Origin of the sequence: Sneathiella sp., assembly GCF_002694385.1 — a bacterium.
In the GTDB taxonomy this organism is placed as follows: domain Bacteria; phylum Pseudomonadota; class Alphaproteobacteria; order Sneathiellales; family Sneathiellaceae; genus Sneathiella.
In genome coordinates, this window is the sequence record NZ_NZMB01000012.1 from 529,984 (window position 1) to 547,315 (window position 17,332).

At 58.2% G+C, this 17,332-nt stretch carries 15 protein-coding genes; 10 read left to right on the plus strand and 5 right to left on the minus strand.

Translation table 11 applies throughout. From position 1 onward, the window contains the following. Entirely contained in the window at positions 1-351 is a 351-nt protein-coding gene (locus tag CMN55_RS09180; protein ID WP_293949490.1) for a VOC family protein, read from the plus strand. Between the two features lie 44 nt (positions 352-395). On the opposite strand, the gene CMN55_RS09185 is transcribed toward CMN55_RS09180, so the two are convergent. After that, positions 396-1,175, minus strand: a complete 780-nt coding sequence (locus tag CMN55_RS09185) for a VOC family protein (protein WP_293949491.1) — start codon at positions 1,173-1,175, stop codon at positions 396-398. Positions 1,176-1,404: 229 nt separating this feature from the next. Here CMN55_RS09185 and CMN55_RS09190 point away from each other — a divergent pair, with 229 nt between their 5' ends. From CMN55_RS09190 to CMN55_RS09205, 4 genes are all read left to right on the plus strand, one after another. Next, a complete protein-coding gene (locus CMN55_RS09190; RefSeq protein ID WP_293949492.1) occupies positions 1,405-3,999 on the plus strand; it encodes a CHASE2 domain-containing protein in 2,595 nt (864 codons plus the stop codon). A gap of 278 nt (positions 4,000-4,277) precedes the next feature. Beyond that, positions 4,278-4,874, plus strand: a complete 597-nt coding sequence (locus CMN55_RS09195) for a DedA family protein (protein ID WP_293949493.1) — start codon at positions 4,278-4,280, stop codon at positions 4,872-4,874. A 139-nt stretch (positions 4,875-5,013) separates the two neighbouring features. After that, the gene (locus CMN55_RS09200; protein WP_293949494.1) at positions 5,014-5,478 is read left to right on the plus strand and encodes a MarR family winged helix-turn-helix transcriptional regulator; all 465 of its coding nucleotides are present in this window, start codon (positions 5,014-5,016) and stop codon (positions 5,476-5,478) included. Between the two features lie 36 nt (positions 5,479-5,514). Continuing rightward, positions 5,515-6,141, plus strand: a complete 627-nt coding sequence (locus CMN55_RS09205; protein ID WP_293949495.1) for a hypothetical protein — start codon at positions 5,515-5,517, stop codon at positions 6,139-6,141. On the opposite strand, the gene CMN55_RS09210 is transcribed toward CMN55_RS09205, so the two are convergent. From CMN55_RS09210 to CMN55_RS09225, 4 genes are read right to left on the minus strand one after another with little or no spacing between them, the layout of a single operon-like run. After that, a complete protein-coding gene (locus CMN55_RS09210) occupies positions 6,127-7,662 on the minus strand; it encodes an acyl-CoA synthetase (protein ID WP_293949496.1) in 1,536 nt (511 codons plus the stop codon). The two genes, CMN55_RS09205 and CMN55_RS09210, sit on opposite strands and share 15 nt — an antisense overlap. 21 nt (positions 7,663-7,683) lie before the next feature. After that, positions 7,684-8,982: an AmpG family muropeptide MFS transporter gene (locus CMN55_RS09215; protein WP_293949497.1), complete on the minus strand. Its 1,299-nt coding sequence runs from the start codon at positions 8,980-8,982 to the stop codon at positions 7,684-7,686. Between the two features lie 48 nt (positions 8,983-9,030). Then, on the minus strand, positions 9,031-9,492 hold the full coding sequence (locus CMN55_RS09220; protein ID WP_293949498.1) for a cyclic nucleotide-binding domain-containing protein: 462 nt from the start codon (positions 9,490-9,492) through the stop codon (positions 9,031-9,033). Between the two features lie 21 nt (positions 9,493-9,513). After that, the gene (locus CMN55_RS09225) at positions 9,514-12,168 is read right to left on the minus strand and encodes an ABC transporter ATP-binding protein/permease (protein ID WP_293949499.1); all 2,655 of its coding nucleotides are present in this window, start codon (positions 12,166-12,168) and stop codon (positions 9,514-9,516) included. Between the two features lie 196 nt (positions 12,169-12,364). Between CMN55_RS09225 and CMN55_RS09230 the strand changes: the two genes are divergently transcribed. From CMN55_RS09230 to CMN55_RS09250, 5 genes are read left to right on the plus strand one after another with little or no spacing between them, the layout of a single operon-like run. Then, positions 12,365-13,645 carry a glycosyltransferase family 4 protein gene (locus CMN55_RS09230; protein WP_293949500.1) on the plus strand — a complete coding sequence of 427 codons (1,281 nt, stop codon included), beginning with the start codon at positions 12,365-12,367 and terminating at the stop codon, positions 13,643-13,645. After that, on the plus strand, positions 13,642-14,769 hold the full coding sequence (locus CMN55_RS09235; protein WP_293949501.1) for a glycosyltransferase family 4 protein: 1,128 nt from the start codon (positions 13,642-13,644) through the stop codon (positions 14,767-14,769). Before CMN55_RS09230 ends, CMN55_RS09235 begins: the two co-directional genes overlap by 4 nt. Then, complete coding sequence (locus CMN55_RS09240) at positions 14,769-15,350, plus strand: histidine phosphatase family protein (protein ID WP_293949502.1); 582 nt, start codon at positions 14,769-14,771, stop codon at positions 15,348-15,350. The genes CMN55_RS09235 and CMN55_RS09240 overlap by 1 nt, the downstream gene beginning before the upstream one ends. Beyond that, positions 15,347-16,513 carry a glycosyltransferase family protein gene (locus CMN55_RS09245; RefSeq protein WP_293949503.1) on the plus strand — a complete coding sequence of 389 codons (1,167 nt, stop codon included), beginning with the start codon at positions 15,347-15,349 and terminating at the stop codon, positions 16,511-16,513. Before CMN55_RS09240 ends, CMN55_RS09245 begins: the two co-directional genes overlap by 4 nt. Next, positions 16,506-17,315, plus strand: coding sequence for a polysaccharide deacetylase family protein (locus CMN55_RS09250; protein ID WP_293949504.1), 810 nt, complete (start codon positions 16,506-16,508; stop codon positions 17,313-17,315). Before CMN55_RS09245 ends, CMN55_RS09250 begins: the two co-directional genes overlap by 8 nt. Positions 17,316-17,332: the final 17 nt, after the last annotated feature.

A 17,332-nucleotide genomic window follows, 5' to 3' on the forward strand; every position in this document is an offset into this window, starting at 1 on the left:
ATGACAGTCAAACGCATAGTTCTTAATATTGCAACGGGCAGCCCGCAAAAGGCCGCCGCCTTTTATGGCGATGTGCTGGGGCTGGACAAAGCGATGGATCTCGGCTGGATCGCCACCTATGCCGGGGAGGGGACTGCCCGGGCGCAGGTCAGCTTTGCGACAGAGGGCGGATCTGGCACGGATGTTCCGGATATCTCTATCGAGGTGGACGATCTTGATGCCACTCACGACAAGCTCATCGCGGCGGGCTTTCCCATTCTTTATGGCCCGGTCAATGAGCCATGGGGGGTGCGCCGCCTGTTCACGCGCGATCCATTCAACAGGCTTGTGAATATTCTGGTGCATGAATAAGCCTGTTCGCGGCGACGTTATCCGACCATATTGCCGCCGTTGGATCAGTCTGCCCTGACGGGACGAAATTCGACGCCGTAACAGATGAAGCCGCGCTCCGTCTCCGTGCAGCCTGCTTTTTTCGCCCGGGCGCGCATGGCGGTGGGGTCTTTAGCCGTCAGGTCGATGGCGGTAAACAGATCCTGCTTTTCACCGGGATTATGGACAAAGCGCAGCCTTCCATAATCGAGGGTGATTTGCGCCACTCCGTTTTCCTGAGATACCGGACGGTCGCAAATCTGCGCCCATAGTTTTGCGCGGGCGGCCGTCTCGGGTCCGGCAATTTCAATCCCGGTAATTTCGCCGGTCACATCCGTATTGACATACTCCTGCCAGCCCTCTCCGGCCCAGTGATATTTTGCCATCATGTCATCGCCCCCCTTATGGTGATCAAACTCCAGCATGGTGGCGCCGGTTGCTTTGGGGTTCAATTGCAGAAGATCGGCCCGGTCATCATAGCGTTCGAAAATGGGGGCAACGCCCGAGGCTTCTGCAAGCGCTTTGTGCCGAGCGACATTGGCGCTGTCGAAGATAGCCATATAACCGCCCCGGCCCTGATTGCGGGCGAGAAAACGATCGACGGCGGTGTTGTCCCGTGTCGGGGCGACGACCTCCAGAAAACTGCCGTTGATGGCATACATGATATTTTCAAGGCCGAACTGGTCAAGTTGCGACCGGTGACAGACCTCAAGACCGAGAATGTCAGTCAATGCCCCTTCCGCTTCGCCGATATTTGCGGCGGCAAGGCAAATCTGTCGCAGCCGGACGTAATTTTCTGATGTCATCTTGTCCCCCTCCCGCGGGATGTCGGCGGTTGTTGCTTGTTATCTGCCGACTTTCGCAGTATTTCAAATTTGCGGGCTGCGGTAAAGGCTTCCTGTCGGTATTGTCAATCGGCTAAGGGGCGAAAAAACAGTAGTCAAAAGGTCGGATGCTGATTAGGCTAGTCCTTCGATCAGCCGGACATTTTCGAGTAATGATAATCCTATCGCCGACGGGTTCGCGTAGCACAGAATGACGAAAAGCCTTCCTTCCCCGATTACCAGAATGAGCCAGGCGATGATCGTTCTGGGTATCTGTGCGGCACTGATTGTCGCGTTTGTTAACCTGCGGGACAAACCCATTATCCAGTTTGCCGAAGGGGAACTGCTTGATATCCGCTTTTTTCTGCGGGGTCCTGTTGCGGCAGATCCGGAGATTGAGCTGGTCCTGATCGAGGACGCGGACATGGAGACGGATAGCGGCGGGCTTTCCGTCGCCCGTCTGAGAGAGGGGATGGCGACGCTGTCCCGTCTTGGGGCGAAGGCGGTTGTTCTTGATCCCCGGCTTATGAAACAGAGCGCGCCCGGCAATAAACCGGCGGAGGCTGCAGATTATACAGCGATGGCCGCGGCTGTCTCAACTGGCGGCAATGTCATTATTCCCTATGTTTTTTCTCTGACCCCGGCCGCGGGCAGCAGGGCGGCCTTGCCCACTCCGGTCCAGCGAACCGCCTACAGCCTTTTTAAAACCCGTGATTCCTCCGCCGTCAAACGCCCGGTCGAGGCAGGCGGGTATCAGGCGCCGGATGAGGCCATTTTGTCCACCGGGACCCCGGGGCATGTGACCTATGCGCGTCAGTTCTCCCGGTCGCGCCAGTATGCCTATCCGGTTGTCGGTTATGGCGGGGCGTATTATCCCTCACTTGCGATGCAGGCGTTTTTGAGGGCCGCAGGCCTCAGCGTTGCGAATGTCGAGGTGAATTTCGGGGAAGGGCTGCGAATTGACAGTGAACATCTGCCGATGGACAGCCAGATGCGGCTTGCGGTCAATTATCATGGTCCGGGCGGCAGCTATCGGCAGACGCGATTTGCGGACCTGCTTGATGGCGCACCGGAGGCAAGCGGCCTCCAGGGCAAGCTGATCGTGCTGGGTTTTGCTCCCACGGCAAGGAACGGAGCCTTTGCAACACCCTATGATCCGGCCCTGTCGGAAGCGGAATTTCTCGCCAATGTGATTGATAATCTGAAACGCTCCAATCCCCTGATTCGATCACAGCAGGTGATTGTACTGGATATCCTGCTGCTGGCGCTGATCGGGCTGTTTTTCGCCCTGCTCGCGGCAGCCAGACGCATTTGGACGGTTATTCTGTTGTCGGTCATTGCGGCGGGTTTGTTCGTGGCCGCCAATATTCAGGCATTTATTGCGTTTAACCTGTGGCTCGGCCTAACGTTTCCATTGCTTGCCCTCATTCTCTGTGCCGTGGTTCTGGTGGTGGCGAAGCAGCTTTCCACCCGGCGGGCGGCGGCGTTGCAAGCGGCACAGGAGGCGGCAGATGCGGAGTATAGTGCGCCCTGGACATTTGATCGCGTTGCCGCGGCTGCGCCGGTCCGTGAGACGGTGATTGACGCGGAAGACGAGCCACAGCCCGAGGACGATCTGCTGACCCTTGACACGGCCGATGAAGAAACGGACTTGCAGACGGTTGCGGCGGCTGAAAAACCAGAGCCGGTGATAAAAAAGCCTGCAACAGACAGACCGCATACGGGGGCTGTGTCTGGTCCTTCGCCGTCCGACGTTCGCGAAGATGAGAAAAAAAGCAAACCGGTCCTCGGTGCGGAGGCGGCGCCCCTGTCGGAGGAGCCGGATGACGCGGCAGACATCGGGGAGAATGATGAGATAACGGAAACTCCTCAGAGTGAGAGTGAGCAAGAGGATAGAAAGCCGGACACCGAAGAAGCGCCCGCCCGTGTGGAGCCCGAACTTCCCGCGCCGGCTGCGCGGCCTGCGATCGATGCGCCCTCTCGTCCCGAACCGGATCTTCCTTCGGCGCCCGTCCTGCCGGCTGCTCCGGCTACGGCTGCGGAAGAAAAGTCCGGTGAACAGTCGATCCGCGAGAAGGACAGGCGGGAAAGTGGAACCGCGGGCCAAAAAAATAAAAAACCGGCATCACTGATCCCGGTTATGGAATCCTCCCTGCGGCGGGAAAAGATAACATTGTCGGCGCCGACAGGGCGGGATGTCCGGTCCGGCGGGCGTGATGAGGCGGGCGTGGCGACGCTGTTTGTCAGGATGCGCGGCTTCCGCCGGGCCGTAAAGCGTTTTGGCCCAACGCGGTCGGTTCAACTCCTCCATTCGGTGTATCAGCTGATTGACAAGACGGTTGTGCGCAATGCCGGCTATCTGGAACAGTTCGGGGATGAAGATGTGATGGCCATCTTCGGGCTTCCCGATGGCGATGCGCGGGATGCGGAGAACTGCCTCCGTGCGGCGCGGGAGCTGGCGGCGGCACTCGCCGGATGGGTCGTGCGGCAGGAGATGTCGAGTGAGGCTGCCGATTTCTGCGTTTGCGCGGATTTCGGAACCGTGCGGGTCACGGCGGGCGGTTCGGCGGAGGCGCCCGACATCAGCCTTGGCGGATATGCCATCGGACGTGTCAGCCGCATGGATAAATCAGCCGCCGCAGAAGGAGCAAATGTGGTTGTTTCTGAAAAGCTGATGGCGAAGGTGAGGGAGACGGACCTGACCGGTGAGCTCAAGACCGGCTTTGTCGAACAGCCCATGCAGCAGATTCCCGGGGCCGCCGAAATGACAGGCCTGTGGCGGGCCGTTATCAGCGCCGATGCCTGACGCGGAAAGATACTCGGCCTCCGGCCCGCGCGATACAGACGAGAATTCAATGTTGCAACACTCCCTGCTATTACAGGATCAAACGACCGACCCTGAGAGGAGTGTAGTGTGCCATAAAAGGGCTGCACAGGACTTTGTGTTGGAGGGCCGGGATATGCTGCGCCGGGCGGATCAGCGACAGACATTTTTGCATATTTCCAATCGCGCGTGGCGGATTGACAGAGAATATCCGCACGCTCAACAAGAAAGACATCCGATGCAGCGGAAGAGGCCTTGCCATGCCGTCATTTGAAGCACTTCTGGCGGATTACGGGTTGCTGGCGATTATCATACTGACGTTTTTCGAAGGCGAGACGGTTGTCATCATCGGAGCCTTTCTGGCGCATCAGGGATATTTCAACCCGTATCTGTTAGGCCTTTGCGCCTTTCTTGGAACCTTTGCAGGAGATCAGCTCTGGTTCTACCTTGGCCGTCGTCATGCTGATTATAAAATTGTCCAGAAAATCAGGGGGTATTCGTCCTTTGCCCGCGTGCTTGGGATGATCGAACGGCATCCGATCAAATTCATAATCTCGTTTCGATTTATTTATGGAATTCGCAATATAGCGCCGGTTGCGCTTGGCCTTTCCAATGTTCCGGCGGCTAAATACCTGATCTTCAACATGATCGCGGCCAGCGTTTGGGCCACCTGTTTTACGACGATCGGCTATCTGTTTGGAGAGGCGGCGGAACGGTTTATCGGCCAGATGGCGGGGGTTCAGCACAAGATTTTCGGGGCGCTGCTGGCCGGTGTAGTTGCCTATATCCTGTTCAAACTTGTAAACGGATATCTTCGCGGCAGAAAAAACCGCAAGGAGACTGCGGGCGATCATTAAGCGGCCTCTTTGAGGCGTTCCGCGTCCGGATTGTGAGCCAAATCACAACGGCGAGAACGGGTTGTGTTGCCGGTTGAATTACGTCCTGCATATTGGTAACATTTGTAACAATCCCGTTGTCACTGGCCGAAAGTCCTCTATGACCTTGATATTGGAACAGTTTTTGCCTTATCGCCTCAACCGCCTGACAGAGGCGCTGAGCCATCGTGTCAGCCTTGCCTACAAGGCGGAATATGATCTGTCGCGCGCGGAATGGCGGGCCTTTGCGCTGCTCGGTCAGGCGCAGGCCATGACCGCGACGGATATTTCCTATTACTCCACCATGCACAAGACGAAGGTCAGCCGGGCCATCCTGACGCTGGAGAAACGTCGCTGGGTCCGGCGGGATGTGGATGAGAAGGACCGTCGGCTTGAACGGATTTCCCTGACGCAGCAGGGCCGCCGGGCCTATGACAAGCTGGTGCCGATGATGCAGGCCGAAGAGGCCAAGCTGATGGCCCGCCTTGGCGCAGAAAACAGCAAGGCTTTGCAAAAAGGTCTTGCGGCGCTTGAAGAAATATATCTGGAACCGAAGGTGCCGACGGAAACGGAAGGTGCAGAATAGCCTTCCGGCCCGCAGGCGTGAGGACAAGGAGCTGACATGACGTCTGCCGGGATGGGCGGCCCCCTTGCGAACTGGTTTCATAGTCATGTTGTCCGGCCCGATGAAACCCTCCTCTGGGCGGGGCGACCGGGGGTCTTGCGCTCGATGCTGTTTAACTTCTGGTATTTTCCGATTGGAGTGTTTTTATGCGCTCTCCTGTTCATGATCTGGTGGAAATCGGAGGAGCCGGGAGATATCCGGCTGCCGGAGATAGCCTTGATAGCAGGATCGCTCTGGCTGTTGACCGGTCCGCTGCGATACGGCTGGCGGGCGTGGCAATCCGCCTATTTTCTGACAAATGAACGGGCGGTCCTGTTACGAAAAGGCTTTTTTCGCCTGCATCAAACGGAATATACCGCAGATCAAATTACCGATTATCACATCAGACGGCGCCCCTATGATCGCGGTGATATCCGGCTGCGTCTCAGCCGTTCGGCGGCGGCAAATCCCTATCAGGATGACAAGATGAAATGGTTGCCGGAGAAAAGCAGGACGCTTGTTTCCTGGTCCGGATCGGCACCGTTCGCCCTCTATTCGGACGGGCTGTGGGGCATCGACACTCTGTCCGGCGCCGTGGCGGCAATCGACAGGATGAAACGGGATGCGCCGCTACCCCGAAGGTGACGTAAAGCGCGCTCTCAGCTCGGTTTTCAGAACTTTCCCGTAGTTATTCTTCGGCAGCTCGTCGATGAAAATATATTCTTTCGGTCGTTTGAACCGGGCAATCTGCGCGGTACAATGCCTGTCCAGCTCGTCTATTGTGGGCTGCGTACCGCGACGAGGCACGATAAAGGCGATGACCTCCTCCCCCCAGTCCGCATGGGGGCGGCCGACGACCGAGATTTCCGCGACATCGGGATGGGTGAGCAGGGCTTCCTCAATCTCGCGGGGGTAAATATTCGTACCGCCCGAGATGATCAGGTCCTTTGAACGATCTTTGAGCGTGAGAAAGCCGTCCGCATCGAAACATCCCATATCGCCGGTATGTAGCCATCCGCCGCGCAAGGCCTCTTTGGTGGCTTCCGGGTTTTTCCAGTAGCCCTGCATGACCACATCGCCGCGCACGACAATCTCGCCAATGTCGCCGGTTGGCAGTGGCGTATCATTTTCATCGACCACGCGCACCTCGACATCCGTTCGCTCCACCCCGACGGAAGCCAGAAGCTGGCTGCGTCTTGGGTGATTTTCATCGCGGATCATCGCCAGGGTCAGGCCGGTTATGGTCATCGGGCTTTCGCCCTGACCGTAAATCTGCGCAAAACGGGGGCCGAGGGCTGTGATCGCGCGGCGGATATCCGCTTCATACATGGGCCCGCCGCCATAGACGATGATCTTCAGGTTACGGGTGTCGGCTTTCTCAAAAGCGGGGCTGGAGATCAGCCGATGCACCATCGTCGGGGCGAAGAAAAAGCAGCAGTTGGGGTAATGGGCGATCAGATCCAGCGTTTCGGCGGGATCAAAGCCGCCGCTTTGGGGCGTCACCTGAATGCCCCCCTTGGCAATGAGCGGCAGGCCATAGAGGCCCGATCCATGGGTTTGCGGTGCGGCGTGGATCATGCAATCGCCGGGATCATGAGACGTGACATCGGCGAAATAGCTGAGTGTCGCGGCCAGCAGGTTGCGATGGCTGAGCATGGCGCCCTTCGGCTTTCCCGTGGTGCCGGAGGTATAGAAGAGCCAGGCGAGATCATCGCCTGAGGCGTCCTGACATTCGATCGCCGGTTCTTTTTTGAGAGCCTGGAAACCATCATCATAAATGGAAATGACAGCGTCAAGATCGGGCAGCTCGCCGGTCAGCGGGGTAAGGTCGGTGGCCAGCTCCGGCGTTGCGAAGGCAAGGCGGCTGCCGGAATCTTCCAGAATATAGCGGAATTCATTGATATGCAGCTTGGCATTGACCGGCACGGCGACAAGGCCGGCCCGCCACACGGCGAACAGCGCAATCCAGTATTCGGGGTGGTTCTTCATGATGAGGGCAACACGGTCTCCGGCCTTCAGGCCAAGCTTTCCGCGTAACGCGCCCGCGAGCCCCGCCGCTTGATCGTCGAACTCCTGATAGCTGGCGACGATATTCTTGCCATGGGCGAGGGCGGGCTGGTCCGGATATGTGGCGGCGGTGCGCCCAAGCAGCCGGGCAATATTCATGCGTTCCTCCCGCAGGTTTCTTTATGATATCCCGCTTGTCTGTTCAACAGGTTGTCGCTTTGAGAGATACCAGAGCAGCAGGAGCCCCGGCAAGGCCGCAACGGTAGTGAGAATGAAAAACTCCATCCAGCCGAGCCTCTCCACCAGCCATCCGGCGGGCGAGACCAGTACGGTGCGCGCCACGGCCATCAGGGAAGAGAGCAGGGCATATTGCGTTGCCGTATAGGCGACATTGCAGAGGCTGGAAAGATAGGCGACAAAAACCGCCGTGCCCATGCCGCCCGAGAGATTTTCAAGCCCGATGGTGAGGGCGAGGAAGGAGATATCCGGACCAATGGCTGCCAGCGCCGCGAACATCAGGTTGGAGGCCATTTGCAGGATGCCACAGACCCAGAGCGCGCGATACATGCTGGTCGCGGCGAGCAGCCAGCCGCCAATGAAAAGCCCACCGAATGTCGCCACGGTGCCAAAGGTTTTGACGACCTGGGCAATCTCGGTCAGGCTAAAGCCGGTTTGCAGGTAAAAGGGGTTGGACATGGCGCCTGCCAGGCTGTCGCCGAATTTGTAGAGAACGGTAAACAGCAGGATGACCAGCCAGTCGGGTCGTTTCATGAAATCAATGAACGGGTCGATGACGGAGGTTTTCAGCCAGCCAAGATAGGCGTTTTCCCCCCCTTCCCGCGTGTCGGTGGGGAGAGTTTCCGAGGCCCTGGGCTCCGGCGTCAGTAGAACCGTCACCACACCCACCAGGATAAATCCGGCCATGACCATATAGCTGACGGTCCAGCCGAAATAATCGGCGATGATGAAACTGGAAAAGCCGGTCAGCCACATGGCGATGCGATAGCCGTAAACGAAAGTGGCAGCGCCTGCGGCCATATTCTTCTCGTTGCAAAGCTCAATCCGGAAAGCATCGACAATGATGTCATAGGAGGCGGAGGTAAAGGCGACGGCCACCGCCATCACGCTGATGTAGAGAAGATCGGACCGGGGGTCGGAAAAGCCGAGCAGGAGCGTCGCCGCCATCAGCAGCGCCTGAAGCAATAGCAGCCAGCTCCGCCGTCTGCCGAACAGGCGGGAGAGAAGCGGCAGGCGAATGCTGTCGATCACCGGCGCCCAGAGAAATTTGAGGGTATAGGGCAGCCCGACAAGGGTAAAAAGGCCGATGGAGGTGAGATCGATCTGTTCCTGCGTCAGCCAGGCCTGCAGGATGCTGCCGGTCAGCAGCAGCGGAACACCGGAGGAGAAGCCAAGCAGCGTGATGCCGAGGATGCGGGGGTCGCAATAGACGGACAGGGCGGAGAACCAGCCGTTTTCCATTATCAAGCCTCACTCATACGCTACATTTACAATGGCGCCATGACGCCCTCATGATCCGTTACGGATCCGTTCCTGCGCTTTCTGCAGATCATCCGTCGTCCGCACCAGCCGTTCGGCCAGTACCCGCATCATCTCCACGGCCATTTCGGGAAATTCGGTGACCATGCGGAAAAACACGTCCTTGGTGATTTTCAGCGTGGTGAGTTCGGTTTTCGCCTTGATGGTGGCGGTGCGCGGAATATCAATCAGGATGGCGATTTCGCCGACCACGTCATTCTTGCCGAGGGTCGCAACGGTCAGCGGCCCTGAAGGCGTATCGACGATAACATCCGCCTCACCCGCCATGATAAAATAGGCGGCATCACCGATATCGCCCTGTTTGCAGACAATGTCATCCGGCTGAAATGTCAGCCGTTCAGACGTGAAGGCCAGCAGTTTGATCCGCGAGGGATCAATCTTTGCAAACAGGGGGATTTGCCGGAGGATTTCGACTTCTTCTTTCAGACTCACGCGTTTTCTCCTTTTTCAGCCTCAGGAGGCCGCCAACATCTCTTTATACAGGGTGCTTGTTTCTTTTAACTTCGCCGGTTCACCCTGTTCGGCGACCCGCCCGCTCTTCAGGATCATGACACAATCAAAATCGAGCGTCTTGTCGGCATGATCAAGCGACCAGATGACCGCCCGGTCGCTGAATTCCTCCAGAATATTCTTCATCAGCCGCACCTGGGTTGAAAGATCGAGTGAGGATGTCGCCTGATTGAGAACAATGATATCCGGATGCTTGATGATGGCACGGGCAATGCAGAGTTTCTGGCGCTGGCTGGCGCTTAACCGTCCCCCGGCGGAGCCAACCTGGAAATTCAGCCCGACCTCGATGATGGTGCCGCGCAGGGACATTTCTGCAACGACCTGTGACAGGACGGTGCCGATTTTCTCCGCCGCCTGCGCATAGCCGAAGGCGATCTTGCCGAACAGGATATTGTCCTGCAGATTGGTTGCCGGGTTGTAGGCCTCGGCATCGAAGAAGGCGATGCTGGATTTGAGGTGAGCGGGCAGTTCCTCGGCAAAGCGCTGGCGGGCGGCGACAATCTTCTCCTCGATATCGTCGGTCAGGACGCCAAGACGATGGCGGGAGGGAATGACCTTGAACGGCAGCGACATGAGGCGCAGGCGGTCTTCTTCGCGCAGCGTATCAAGACGATCGGCATCAATACGCCCAAGCAGGGCCTGATAATCAGGCAGATCCTCGGAAGAAATAAAGCTGTAAAGCTGGAAGAACTCGTGATCCGGCGGCAATCCGGCGAACAGTTCAATCATCAGCGTCGCCACCTGGTACCCCATGCTCAGGAAGGTTTCGGTGAGACCAGCTTCCTCGATGATTTTGCGGACATAGCGGTTTTCCGCCATGCGATCAAGATCGAAGGCATCGCCTACGGGCGTCCCGAACAGCAGGTTTTCCGCAACCGACGCGTTGGTATTGTATGTATGCTGATCGAATGCCTCTATCATATTCTTGAGACTGGGGTCCGCCTCGACCTTGTCAAAAAACAGGCGGCGGGCGGCCAGAACCAGTTCCGCCGTCTCCGGTTCCTGATCCGGATCAATTGTGCTGCGCAGACCCAGCCTGTAAACATCGTCGCCGAGATCGACCATTTCGAGGACTTCCAGAGCCCGATCCCGGAGTGTCTCCTGATCCTCAACCCCGGCAAGCGCATAATCCTGCCAATCGGCATCAACGTCATCTGTGGAATTGCCGCTCAGTTCGGCATTGCGGATATACGCAAGGCGCGCCGCTTCCGCTTCGCCTGTATAGTTGACCTCATGGAGCGGCCGATGTCTTAGCCCGTAAAAAAGATTATCACCGAGACTGGCGTTGAACACATAGCCATGCTGCCCCACATAGGCAATCCGTCGGCCGACAATGGCTTCGGGGACGGTGACAAGGTTGAGGTCACCAACAATCAGCCGCCCGCGATCCGGGTCGATCAGCCGCGCCAGCACCTGTGTCAGCGCCTCCCGCCCCGAACCGGCGGGGCCGATGATGGCAATCCGCTGATTAAGCTTCAGGCGGGCACTGAGCCCGTCGAGGATGCGGTTGCCGGTATCGTCGGACAGCTCCAGATTGCTGGCGATCAGCTCACCCGTCAGGCGCGGGATTTCCTCGGGCTCGATCAGCTGGTTGTCCTCATCGCGCATTCCGACGGGTTCGAACTGTTCCACCACCTGTTCATATTTGATCCGCGCATCCTCGCGCCGCTGATAATAGGCGAGGAGCTCTTTCCAGGGTGCCGCCATTTCCTTATGTGCGCCGATGGCGGCCACCAGCGTCCCGACTTCCAGCGATCCGTTGATGACCATCGTGCCGCCGATGGCGTAAAAGAAAAAAGGACCCAGTTGCTGGATGAAGTTATTCAGGAATTTGATAACAAATTTAAGCAGATAGATGCGATAACGGACATCATATATCTTGCCGAGCTGGTTTGAGAACATGGCCCGCATGTAGTTGGAGCCGTCATGGGCATGCACTTCCTCGACGCCGCTGACACTCTCGCCGAGCTGGTCGGAAAGGTAACGGACAAGACGAACCCGTTCTTTGCCGAGCAGGTTGACCTTTTTCTGCAATTTCGGGATGAAATAAGCCTGTAACGGATAAAGGGCAATAGCCGCCAGCGCCATCACCCAGTTCTGGATGACCAGAAAACTCATAATGACGACCAGATAGCCGCCCTGAAAGATCGGCAGGGCAAAGGCCTCGCCGATAAAGCCGCCAAGCGGTTCCACCTCTCCCGTGATCATGGGAATAATCTCGCCCGCGCTTTTCTTGCGGAATGTCGGCAGCGGAAAGCGCAGGATGCGGCAATACAGCTCATATCTCAGCCGGCGCAGCATCCGTTCCCCGGTGATCCCCTGATAGACATTGATCACATATTTGAAAGCCTGGTTGATGACCACCATCAACAGGAACAGCCCGACCGTCAGATACAGGAACGCGGTCTGGTCAAACTCAAATCCGATATATTCAACGGGAAAGGAGATGTCATTTGCCTGAATGGCCTGATTGATGATCAGCTTCGGCAGTTCGAGATAATAATAAAGGGCGGGAAAGGACAGGACGGACAGCACGGTGAGTATAACCTGCTGTTTCATGCTGTAGCGCAGAATATACTTATATATGCTGTGTTCCATCAACGCGACCCGTCCACTCCATTGGCCCGTGAAGACAGGCCTACCCTCCGCGCCGGTAGTGTTTCATAAATCGCGCGCCTGCCGCAAGGAGGAAATTACCCGCCTTTGGCCCCATGGCAGCTTTGCCTCATTGCCGGTTGCTATTTCGCGCAATCGCCCTTAACAATGCGGGACGTTAAACCCGGACCGGAGCGCCATGTCCAACCCAGAGACTGAATTTCCGCTTGTTGTCGTGGTGCTGAAAGGCTATCCGCGCCTGTCGGAAACTTTCATTGCGCAGGAGCTGCGGGCGCTGGAAAAATCGGGTCTCCGATTGCAGCTTGTCTCACTGCGTCATCCGACCGATAAATCCACACATCCGATCCATCAGGAGATAGTTTCCACTGTCAACTATCTGCCGGAATATCTTTATCAGGAACCGCGGCGGGTTTTCAGCTCATGGCGGAAGGCGCGGCGGCTTCCCGGATATCGGGCGGCACGGGCCGTCTGGCTTAAGGATCTGCGGCGGGATTTGACTCCCAATCGCATTCGCCGTTTCGGGCAGGCGCTGGTCCTGGCGGCCGAGATGCCGACAGAAACGGCAATGATCTATGTCCATTTTCTGCATACGCCCGCCTCTGTCGGACGGTATGCGGCGATGATGACGGATCAGAAATGGGCCTGCTCCGCCCATGCCAAGGACATCTGGACAACGCCGGAATGGGAACTTCGCGAAAAGCTGGAGGATCTTGATTGGCTGGTGACCTGCACGTCTGTCAATGCGGCGTATCTGTCCGGTCTGGCCGCCGACCCTAAGAAAGTCTCGCTGATGTATCATGGGCTTGATCTCGCCCGGTTTCCGGATTTTGCCGCGCGGCGGCATGTCCGGGACGGATCGCAAGCCGAGGCGCCGGTGGAAATCCTCTCTGTCGGTCGGGCGGTCGCGAAGAAAGGCTATGATGATCTGCTGAACGCGCTGGCGGCTCTGCCGGGAGATATTCACTGGCACTTTACCCATATCGGCGGCGGTCCGCTTCTGAAGGACTTGAAAGAACAGGCGGCAGATCTTGGGTTAGCAGACAGGATCGACTGGCGTGGCGCCCTGGCGCAAAGCGAGGTGCTGGACGCGTTGAAATCGGCGGATATCTTTGTGCTGGCGAGCCGCATTGCGGAGGATGGCGATCGTGACGGATTGCCCAATGTTTTGATGGAGGCGCAAAGCCAGAAGCTCGCGACCGTCGCCACTGATGTTTCCGCCATACCGGAGCTGATTATGGATGGGGAGACGGGCCTGCTGGTCGAGCCGCAGAATCCGGACGCAATGGCGGCGGCTCTTGAAAGGCTGATCCGGAACCCGGACTTGCGCACAAAGCTCTCCAATGCGGGAAATGCACGGCTGCGTGATCTCTTCGATGTTCAAAAATGGGTCGGGAAACTGGCGGAAGGGCTGGGCGCCCCTCATACTTCCGAATTGCGGGACGGAACCGGCGGATCATGAAGCTGGCTTTCTATGCGCCGATGAAATCGCCGGACCATCCGGTTCCCTCCGGGGATCGGCGTATGGGGCGGCTCTTATGGGCGGCATTGGAACGGGCGGGGTTTGAGGTCGAGCTTGCCTCGAAATTGCGGAGTTTTGATAAAGCTGGCGATGCCGCCTTTCAGGCTGCGATGCAGGAAGAAGGGCGGCGGGAGGCGGTGCGGCTGATCGCGAAATGGCGCGCCCGTCCCGCCGAGGCACCCAGGGGCTGGTTTACCTATCACCTGTATCACAAGGCGCCGGACTGGATTGGCCCCCTTGTGTGTGAGGCTTTGCAGATCCCCTATATGGTGGCGGAGGCAAGTCACGCGCCAAAGCGCGCCGCAGGGCCTTGGGAAAGTGGATATGCCGCGGCGGAAAGGGCCATACGCTCCGCCCGGGCGGTGTTTCATATGACACGGCTGGATGGAGAATGCCTGAAGCCGATCATCCCGCCGGGGCATGAGCTTATCCTGCTGCCCCCCTTTATTGATATGGAAATGTTTCGCAAGAATGCCGCGCCGGTTGATGTTGCGGCGGAGATAGCCCGCGCTGGAGGCAGGAGCGATGTACAAAATCTGCTATGCGTCGCCATGATGCGCGATGGGGATAAGATGGAAAGCTATCGTCAGCTTGGGCAGGGCCTTGCCTTGCTGGCGCGCGATGACTGGCAGCTTCTTGTCATCGGCGAAGGGGAGATGCGCGCCACCGTGGAGAAGGCGCTGTCTCCAATCGGTGATCGGGCGGTCTATCTTGGCGCCATGGCGCCAGAGGCGTTGCCCGCATGGTATGAGTTCGCCGATCTTTATGTCTGGCCCGCGCATGGGGAGGCTTACGGCATGGCGTTTCTGGAAGCGCAAGGATATGGCCTGCCGGTGGTGGCGGGGGATCTGCGCGGCGTTCCCGATGTGGTGTTGCGGGGGGTGACGGGTATCCTGACATCGCCGGGGGACAACGCGGCCTTTGCGACAGCCATTGATGACCTGCTGTCTGATCCGGCACGGCGTCAAAGCATGGGGGAGCGGGCCCGCGCCTTCGTGGCGGAGGAACGCAGCATCGCGCATGCCGCCAGCCTCCTGAAATCGCATATTGAAAGGATCCTCTGATGGTGAAACTGCTGGTCATCCGGCATGGCAAGACAGGGTGGAATCTGGAAAGACGGATACAGGGGCGGACGGATATTGCGCTGTCCGACATCGGGCGGGCGGAGCTTGAAAATAGCCGTGTACCCGATGAATTCGCCGATTTCGACTGGGTCAGCAGCCCGCTCACCCGCACGCGGCAGACAGCCGAATTGCTGGGCGGGCGCAATGTCAGGCTGGAACCGGCCATCATCGAGATGCATTGGGGCGACTGGGAGGGCGAGACAATTCCCGACCTTCGGCAAAAGTATGGAGAGGAATTCAGATATAATGAATCCCTTGGCCTTAATATGACGCCGCCGGGCGGGGAAAGCCCGGCCGATGTGGTGGCGCGGCTGCAACCCTTCCTCAAAAGCCTGCGCCGCGATACCATTGCGATCACCCACAAGGGTGTGATCCGGGCGCTGCAATCAATGGCTTATGAATGGGATATGACGGACCGGGCGCCGGTCCGGTTCGACTGGGCGACGGGTCATCTGTTCGACGTAACAGAGGAGGGCGCCGTTCGCCCGCTTCGGATCAATATCGCAATGAAAGAGGTATGATGGAACAGCAGGAACCGGTGAAAATCCTCTTTTATGTGCAGCATCTGCTCGGCATCGGGCATCTGAAGCGCACGGCGACCCTGGCGCGCAACATGATGCGGGCCGGATTTGATGTGACGGTTGTCTCCGGCGGTCATGAAATTGATGTGGATTTGGGCGGCGCGCGGTTGATCCAGCTTCCGGCGACGCGGGCGACCGATCTCTATTTCAAGGTACTGGTGGATGAGGAGGGACAGCAGATTGACGATGAGTGGCGGCAGCGCCGGGCCGACAGGCTGTTGGAAATCTATCAGCAGATCCGGCCGGATATACTGATTACCGAGCTGTTTCCTTTCGGCCGCCGCCAGATGCGGTTCGAGCTTCTGCCGCTGCTGGGCGCAGCGCGCTCCGATACGCCCCGCCCGCTGGTCATTTCATCGGTGCGCGATATCCTGGTGGCGCAGAGCAAGCCGGGCCGCAATGAGGAAATGCTGGACCTGGTGGAACGCTATTTCGATTATGTCATGGTGCATGGTGATCCGGCGCTGATTTCGCTTGATAAAACCTTCCCCCATACGGCGCGCATTCGTGAAAAGATCTTTTATACGGGCTATGTCGTCGATCATACGGGCGTCAAGGGCGGGGCGGAGGCACCCGGCGCGGGTGAGGTTATTGTTTCCAGTGGCGGCGGCGCGGTCGGCACCAATCTTCTTAAAACGGCCATCGAGGCGCGAGCGTTGTCATCGGCGAAGGCGCTGACATGGCGGATGATGGTGGGGGTTACGGTTGAGGCGGAAATATTCGATGAGCTTACCGCCCTCGCGGCCGAAGGGGTCATCATTGAACGCGCCCGGCCCGATTTCACGACCTTGTTGATGAACTGCGCCCTGTCCATCAGCCAGGGCGGTTATAACACGGTGATGGAGGTGCTTTACGCCAAATGCCGGGCGGTGATTGTGCCCTATGCGGGCGGGCTGGAGACGGAACAGACATTGCGCGCCCGGCTGTTGGCCGAAAAAGGCGTGCTCAAAATCGCCGATGAAGAGGGGCTGACATCGGAAATTCTGGCATCGAAAGTGGATGAGGCCTTGCTGGGCCCACCGGCGGAGGCCGCGATTGACGTAAATGGCGCAAGGGCGAGCGTTGAACTCCTGAAGGACTGGGCGGGCAAGCGGCATGGATGAATGGGGCCAACTGACGGCGGAGCTGGACCGCTGGCATCAGGCCGGGAAGATCGCGACTTTCTGGTGGCGGGATGACGATCTGTCAGAAGAAACGCTCGCCTTTCGGCGGTTGCTGGATTTGCGGGCGCATTTTGATATTCCGCTGGCCTCGGCGGTTATCCCATCGCGCCTCGATCCGGATCTGGCGGGGGCCGTTGATCCCTATTGCACGATTTTGCAGCATGGCTATGTGCATCAGAATTTTGCGCCGGAAGGGGCGAAGAAGTCCGAATTTCCGGAAAATCGTGCGGCAGGCGAGATTGCGGATGAGCTGCGGGCGGGAAAAGAGCTGCTTGGCCGGGTGTTCACTGATCAGTTCGTCCCCATCATGGTGCCTCCCTGGAACCGCATTGCAGACAACCATATTGGTGCCTTGCCCTCCCTCGGCTTTATCGGGCTGTCCCGATACAAGGCCCGGAAAGAGGCGCTGGCCGCCCCCCTGCTGGCCGAGCTTAACACCCATGTTGATCTGATCGACTGGCGCGGCAATAGATCGGCCGTCAGGGACGAAATGCTTGTTGACCTTATCTGTGGTCATCTCTCGGCCCGCCGCGAAGGGGTCGCTGATCCGCTGGAACCGACGGGTTTGCTCAGCCATCATCTGGTTCATGATGAAGAGATATGGGCGGCACTTTACAGGCTGCTTTCCGTCCTCTGCGGACATGCGGCCGTGCGCTTTGTGAGTGTTCAGGGGGCGCTTGCCCTGATTGACGGCCTGCCGGAACATCTGTCCGGCCCCGGCGACAACGGCGATATCGCATGACCGCAGTTTTCAGATAT